The following is a 6896-nucleotide window of genomic DNA, read 5'->3' as shown; positions in this document are numbered from 1 at the left end:
TTTTATAATAATATGTTTTCACTAAATTTTGACAAAAACTATCAATGGTACAAATTGAAGCAGTTTCCAGTAACGTCAATTGATTGGAAATATAATCATCTTTTGGCTTACTTTGTAAATCTTTTTTTAAACGAGCTTTCATTTCCGCTGCAGCATCATTGGTAAAAGTCATAGCTAAAATTGAATCAATTGACATATGATCTTGGATGACTAAAGAAGAAAGACGTTCAACTAAAACACTTGTTTTTCCGCTTCCGGCACTGGCAGAAACAATGACGTTGTGGTCTCGTATTTGTATTGCTTTTAATTGAGCTGATGAAAAAGGCATTATTGTTCCTCCTCAATATAATTTTTAGGATCTACTTCCATTCGATTGTTTCGACAAATCCGCATAAACGAACAAAGCGAACATGCGTTTTGTACATGATGACTGGTAATGTCTCCTTTTTTCATGTCTGTTAATAAACCATTAATAATTTGATTCCATTGGTCTTTGCATTCCATATAAGACAAATGCTTTCTGGGAATTGAAATCTGAGAATCATCGTCTATATAATTTTCAAACCCATCAAAAGACCATCCACAAATCATTTTTTGTTGATTATAAGCATTTAATTGATTTCCATTTGAAAATGTAACATAACCTAATTTATGATTTTCTTTTGGATAAGAAATCTGGCAGGCTTCATCTTGAATAAAAGGCGAGCGCATAGAAATATAGAAACAACCAACAGGATGTAAATTTGTTTTTTCTTGTATATAAATGGTATATGTCAACAATTGTAAAGATAAACCCGATTGAAATCGATCCAATTTCAATTCTTTTTTACTGGATTTATAATCAAAGATACAAAAACTTGTATTTGATGTATCAATACGATCGACATAGCCCACAAAAGAAAGAGTCAATCCATCAAAGTTCCATTCTTTTTGAATGCGATATTCTTGTTTGTGAATGGACATATGCCAGTTTTTTTCAAATTCCTGTAACTGATCTAGAATTAATTCCACTTGTTTAGCATAATCCAGTACTTGTTGATTTACCCATCTTTTTTGATTTGGATATACTAACAATAAAAAATCAAATTCTTGTAAAACAAAAGCTTCAATATCACTTTTAGAAATAGAAACATATTCTTTTTGATAAGTATGCGTTATTTTTTCAAGTATAGAATGAAGAATCGTACCTTTTGTAGTAATGTCCGTCCAATTCTGAGGCTGTCTAAGATTCAATCCATATGATAAATAATGAGAAAAAGGACAACGCGCAAAGCTTTCCAGTAAAGAAACACTGAAACGATTTTTTGAAAAAAATAATTTCTCTGCCTGATTCTCTGATATTTCCATTTTCATTTTTTCAAAAACAGAACTCTCTTTTGGATTGATAAACTTAGCATCAATTCCAAACCAGTCTTTGATTTCAGGACTTGGTTCATAATTTTTTCCTTCATAATCGGATTGAGGATAGGAAATATAAAGGAATTGACAATGGTTTAATGTTTGTTTTAATGCATTCAATTGAAAGGATAAACGACTTTGTAAAGAAGGCAAAGACATATGACGAATATAATCTTCATTAAATATATTGGTATGAATCTTAACATTCGGAAAGTTTTTTGTATGAGCGCCCATGATAAAAGTATGAGCTCTTAATCCGTTGCAATTTTTTAAAGAACCAATACAAACTCCAGTTATTTCTTTTGGGGATTGAACAATATGACAATTTTCCAAGTTTTGAAGAAATAAAGATGGATTTTCTAAATAAGGCAAAGCCTGTTGATATAAATCCAATACTTGCTGAAAAGCCTGGATGTCGTCTTCATTATAAAAAGGATGACGATTCTGAATCATTTGCGAAATATTTTCTATATCAAATACAGTTAAAGAAAAAATAGAAGAATGTTGAACAATCCATTGTTGAGTCTTTTGATATGCTTCCATTACATAATTAAAATCCACTTCATCAATTAAATTATTTCTTTGATAAATGATAGAATCTAAGTGATGATCTTCATTTAAAAAAGCAGATGGAAAAGCAATATAATATGTATATAAATAAGAATAATCTTCTGGAAATACCATTTGAATCATATCCAGAAAAGAAGATAAATCGTGTTGAAGAATCCATTGAAACATTAAATAAAATTCACGAACAATGGAGCTGCTGGATACTGGATTTAAAAATGTATATGGAATTTTAAAACAATCCAGCATTTGTGCTAATACCTGGTTTTCACTTTCTGTATTGGTACAAATCATACAATCCGATGCATCTAAATTTAAATCTATAATTTGTTCACAAATCCATTGTGCTTCTTTTCGTGAATTGGAACAAGAAGTATACGAAATATATTCATTGGGTTTTGTTTCAAAGTAATGGGCTCCTTTTTGAATTAATTTATGAATCCAGATCATTTCTACATCTGAAAAAGGAAGAGAAAGAATCCAGATATTTTTGGCATCGAATTCATCTTTTTTGTGATTTTCTTTTAAATCAATGTCATATAAACAATCTAATATTTCTTTTAAGTCTTTTTCTTTTTGATTTTGCATTGGAAAAGAATGAATTTCATATATTTTACAAAAACGAATAAAATTTAAACAGTCTTTTAAAAAAGTAAAATCATCAAAGCTTGTATAATACGAATTTGATTTTGAAATATATTCTTTTTTTTGTTGAAACTGATATAAAATATCCAATTCTTTTTCTTTGTTTTCATACACAAAAGAATTTAAAGACAAAAGTTGTACATCTAATAAATAATCATTTGACTTTAATAAATATTGATACATCATTAAATGTAAAGAAGAAGGAACAAGTATTGTTTTCATATATATCACCTGTATTTATTATATCTATTTATTTGACAAAATGAATGTCAGAATGTGCAAAGGATTGTATTTGAGATAAAAGAATTGAGAAGCTATAATGAATGTAGCAGATGTTCAGGAGGACTTTATGAAAAGAAGTAAATACATCGATCATACGTTATTAAAACCAGAATCTACAAAAGATCAAATTGAAAAATTATGCAAAGAAGCCATTGAATATGATTTTGCCAGTGTTTGTGTTAATCCTTACTGGGTTTCTTATTGCGCTGAGTTATTAAAAGACAGTGATGTCATGGTATGTACTGTTATTGGGTTTCCATTAGGTGCCAATACATCTAAGGTTAAAGCATTCGAAACAAAAGAAGCCATTGAAAACGGTGCCGATGAAGTGGATATGGTCATCAATATCGGAGAATTAAAAGCCGGAAATGATGAAGCTGTTTTAGAAGACATCAAAGCTGTTGTTCAAGCTTCAGGTGATAAAACAGTCAAAGTCATAATTGAAACTTGTTTATTGACAGATGAAGAAATTACACGTGTTTCAAAATTATGTGTAGAAGCCAAAGCTGATTTTGTGAAAACTTCAACTGGATTTAATAGTGCAGGTGCTAATGTTCATGTCGTAGAAGTCATGAAACAAGCCGTTGGAAATCAAGCTTTGATTAAAGCTGCTGGTGGGGTTCGCAGTCCACAAGATATGGATGATATGATTGCTGCTGGAGCCAATCGAATTGGTACTTCTAAAGGAATCAGTTTAATGTAAAGCGTATATTTTACGCTTTTTTTTGTATTGTCAAATACATTTGACAGACAAAAACCAAAATTGTGACTATGCTTAGAATTGTTCAAGGGAGACAAGATATGGAACTGAATACGCAAATAAAAAAATATCGAACAAATTTGAATTTGTCACAAGAACAATTAGCTGAAAAAATATATGTGACAAGGCAAACCATTTCAAATTGGGAAACAGGTAAGAGTTATCCAGATATTCATAGTTTATTGCTTCTGAGTTCATTATTTGATGTTTCTCTTGATCAATTGATAAAAGGAGACATAGAAACAATGAAAGAAATGGTAAATGAACAAGAAGTGAAAATGCTCAATCGTTATAGTACTATTTATGCGATTCATCTTATGACTTTGATTTTATCAGCTGTACCTTTGTTCATGTGGCTAGAGTGGTTAACGTTGATTCCATATGGAATTTTATTTGCGATTACAATGTTCTGGGCATTGAAGGTTGAAAAAATCAAAAAAGAAAATGATATACAAACATATAAAGAAATCGTCGAATTTTGTGAAGGAAAAAAATTAGATGAACTCCATAAAGCAGTGGAAGCAGGAAAACGCCCCTATCAAAATGTATTAAAAGTATTAATTAGTGCAATTGTTACTGGACTGGTTTGTTTTTTGATGCATATATTCCTAAACTAAAAAAGAGCCTGATTTCAGCTCTTTTTATATACTGGCTTCTAAAGCAATTTTCATCATGTCATTGAAGCACTGTTCTCTTTGTTGAGGGGTTGTGATTTCTTCAAAGGCAATGGAATCTGATATTGTACAAATTGTAGCAGCTTTTTTGCCTAATACTTTTGCGTTATGGAAAAGTGCAAAACTTTCCATTTCAACAGCTTTACATCCATGCGCCATGGCATCTTTTGTGCAAGAATCATCTTGGCAATAGAAAACATCGGAAGAATGAATGCGAACCGGTTTAATTGGAATGTTTAATTGATGCGCACAGTCCATGATTTTTTGATTTAATTGACTATCTGGATATTGAATTGTATCTGGGTCATTGGATTGTACAAGAGCATAACTGGATCTGGAATATGAGCTTTCAACCAATGTAACATCAAATAATTTTAAATCGGGTGTAAATCCTCCAGCCGATCCAATACGAATTATCGTATCTACATCATATTGTGTATATAATTCATATGAATAAATACCAATGCTTGGCATACCCATTCCCGATCCCATTACAGATATTTTATGTCCTTTATAAGTTCCTGTATATCCAAACATGTTTCGAACGGTATTGAAACAAACTGGATTTTCTAAAAAATTTTCCGCAATATATTTGGCACGTAACGGATCCCCTGGCATTAAAACAACCGATGCGATATCTCCTTTTTGTGCTTGATTATGAGGCGTAGACATGTAGTTTCTCCTTTCTTTCTCTTATCATAAGAATACCACCATTTTTGAATTAATGATATAATCTCTTTGGTACGGAGGTTAAAAAATGATGAAAAACAATGGTATATTATCAACAATTCTCATTATTTTAGGAAACTTATTAGTAGCCGCATCTGTGTCTTTTTTTATATTGCCTAATAATATTTTAACAGGAGGCGTTGCCGGAATTGCGATTGCGATTTATCCCATTATTCCCATTAATCCTGTTATATTAATTAACATTTTAACGTATGGACTCTTCATAGTGGGAGCCATTTTCTTAGGAAAAAAATTTGCACTGCGAACATTGTTGTCTACTTTTGTATATCCTGTAGGTGTTTCTTTATTTTCTTTTATTTATTCAACCTTTCCAGAAAATACATTTATAATGGAACCCTATCTAGCTTCAATTTATGGCGGACTGATCAGTGGCATAGGCTTAGGTCTTTGTTTTCGAGAAAACGCCAGTACAGGAGGAATGGATATTCCGGCTTTGATTTTGCATAAATATACACCCTTATCTTCAGGGGATTCAGTGGCCTTAGTGGATATTTGTACAATTTTATTAGGTTTGATGACCCATGGTTTACAACCAGCTTTAATTGGAATTTTGTCTGTATTTACAGGAAGTGCTGCCATTAATCGAACCGTTTTATTAGGAACCCAAAAAGCGATGAATGTCATGATTATTTCCAGAAAATGGATTGAAATCCGTGATTTCATTGTCAATGAATTTGGACGAGGTGTGACAATATTAGACGGTATTGGGGGCTATACACAAGAATATCATCCTGTTTTAATGTGTGTCATTAAACAAAAACATTTAGCCATTCTAGAGACAAAAGTAAAGAGCTTGGATCCATCGGCTTTTGTGATTGTCAATAATGTCAATGAAGTACATGGAGAAGGGTTTACATATGGAGAAGAATAAAAAAATCAAAGAAATTATAGTCGTAGAAGGAAAAAATGATACCAATACACTTCAATCTTATTTTCAATGTGATACCATTGAAACAGGGGGAGACCAAATCAATGAAATAACGCTGCAACGCATTGAACAAGCCCAGAAAAGAAGAGGCATAATTGTCTTTACCGATCCGGATTCACCAGGAGAACATATTCGTCGTCAAATCAATGAAAGAGTTCCGGGTTGTAAAAATGCTTTTATTCAGAAAGAAAAGGCAAAAACGGAAAAGAAAGTTGGTGTTGAACATGCCTGTGAAAAGGATTTATGGGATTCTTTGTCGCATTGTGTCACCTTTTCAAATGAAGAAGAAAGTCTTTCTTTTGAGGAATTTATAGAATTAGGATTAATAAGAGATAAAGCCAGACGATATAAAGTATGTGAAATCTTTCATATTGGACCGTGTAACGGAAAAACATGTTTTAAACGATTAAATGGAATGAAGATTTCAAAAAAAGAAATTGAGGATAAATTACATGATTGCGACAATTAAAAAAACAAAAGAAATACAAGAAAAATATAATGTATTTACCAAGAAAACATATGGACAAAATTTTATTATTGAACCAAAAGTTGTTCAAAAAATTGCCCAGGCTGCGATTCATGATCCAAATGAACTTGTTTTTGAAATTGGTCCAGGTATTGGGGCATTGACACAGTGTTTATGCCAACAAAGCAATCAGGTTATTGCCTTTGAAATTGATGAAAGACTTCCTGAGGTCTTAGAAAATGAAATTGGTTTTGATCATCTTCAAGTTATTCTACAAGATTTTTTAAAAGTAGATGTCGATCAAGTAATTCAAACATATCGAAAAGACAATCAGAACGTAGTCTTTGCTTCTAATCTTCCTTATTACATTACAACACCTATTTTATTTAAATTATTTGAAGCCAAAGAAAAAATAGAACGCATTAC

At 31.4% G+C, this 6896-nt stretch carries 8 protein-coding genes; 5 read left to right on the top strand and 3 right to left on the bottom strand.

All coding sequences use genetic code 11. The annotated features are described in order from the left end of the window. Together ACI32A_RS07345 and ACI32A_RS07340 are read right to left on the bottom strand one after the other, a co-directional pair. Positions 1-328 (bottom strand): UvrD-helicase domain-containing protein (locus ACI32A_RS07345; protein ID WP_439754394.1); only part of this gene is annotated, 328 nt, incomplete at its 3' end. Beyond that, positions 328-2832 carry a PD-(D/E)XK nuclease family protein gene (locus ACI32A_RS07340; RefSeq protein ID WP_439754393.1) on the bottom strand — a complete coding sequence of 835 codons (2505 nt, stop codon included), beginning with the start codon at positions 2830-2832 and terminating at the stop codon, positions 328-330. The genes ACI32A_RS07345 and ACI32A_RS07340, both read right to left, overlap by 1 nt. Positions 2833-2959: 127 nt before the next feature. On the opposite strand from ACI32A_RS07340, the gene deoC reads away from it, so the two are divergent. Both deoC and ACI32A_RS07330 read left to right on the top strand, forming a co-directional pair. Beyond that, positions 2960-3595 carry a deoxyribose-phosphate aldolase gene (gene deoC / locus ACI32A_RS07335; protein ID WP_439754392.1) on the top strand — a complete coding sequence of 212 codons (636 nt, stop codon included), beginning with the start codon at positions 2960-2962 and terminating at the stop codon, positions 3593-3595. 98 nt (positions 3596-3693) lie between these two features. Continuing rightward, entirely contained in the window at positions 3694-4269 is a 576-nt protein-coding gene (locus ACI32A_RS07330; RefSeq protein ID WP_439754391.1) for a helix-turn-helix domain-containing protein, read from the top strand. A gap of 24 nt (positions 4270-4293) precedes the next feature. Here ACI32A_RS07330 and deoD read toward each other — a convergent pair whose 3' ends face one another. Then, positions 4294-4998 carry a purine-nucleoside phosphorylase gene (deoD, locus tag ACI32A_RS07325; protein ID WP_439754390.1) on the bottom strand — a complete coding sequence of 235 codons (705 nt, stop codon included), beginning with the start codon at positions 4996-4998 and terminating at the stop codon, positions 4294-4296. Positions 4999-5083: 85 nt separating this feature from the next. On the opposite strand from deoD, the gene ACI32A_RS07320 reads away from it, so the two are divergent. From ACI32A_RS07320 to ACI32A_RS07310, 3 genes are all read left to right on the top strand, one after another. Continuing rightward, a complete protein-coding gene (locus ACI32A_RS07320; protein WP_439754389.1) occupies positions 5084-5947 on the top strand; it encodes a YitT family protein in 864 nt (287 codons plus the stop codon). After that, on the top strand, positions 5934-6473 hold the full coding sequence (gene rnmV / locus ACI32A_RS07315) for a ribonuclease M5 (RefSeq protein WP_439754388.1): 540 nt from the start codon (positions 5934-5936) through the stop codon (positions 6471-6473). Before ACI32A_RS07320 ends, rnmV begins: the two co-directional genes overlap by 14 nt. Beyond that, the coding region (locus ACI32A_RS07310) for a ribosomal RNA small subunit methyltransferase A (RefSeq protein ID WP_439754387.1) at positions 6457-6896 on the top strand (440 nt) is incomplete at its 3' end. The genes rnmV and ACI32A_RS07310, both read left to right, overlap by 17 nt.

This window comes from Floccifex sp., assembly GCF_051873555.1.
Classification (GTDB): domain Bacteria; phylum Bacillota_I; class Bacilli_A; order Erysipelotrichales; family Erysipelotrichaceae; genus Floccifex.
Note: the sequence above shows the minus strand (reverse complement) of the source record. Positions and strands in the feature narration are given on the sequence as shown.

Bases quoted from the DNA above. Each gene is read 5' to 3' on its own strand.
- ACI32A_RS07340 (WP_439754393.1), bottom strand. From the start codon at position 2,832: ATGAAAACAATACTTGTTCCTTCTTCTTTACATTTAATGATGTATCAA.
- deoC (WP_439754392.1), top strand. From the start codon at position 2,960: ATGAAAAGAAGTAAATACATCGATCATACGTTATTAAAACCAGAATCT.
- ACI32A_RS07330 (WP_439754391.1), top strand. From the start codon at position 3,694: ATGGAACTGAATACGCAAATAAAAAAATATCGAACAAATTTGAATTTG.
- deoD (WP_439754390.1), bottom strand. From the start codon at position 4,998: ATGTCTACGCCTCATAATCAAGCACAAAAAGGAGATATCGCATCGGTT.
- ACI32A_RS07320 (WP_439754389.1), top strand. From the start codon at position 5,084: ATGATGAAAAACAATGGTATATTATCAACAATTCTCATTATTTTAGGA.
- rnmV (WP_439754388.1), top strand. From the start codon at position 5,934: ATGGAGAAGAATAAAAAAATCAAAGAAATTATAGTCGTAGAAGGAAAA.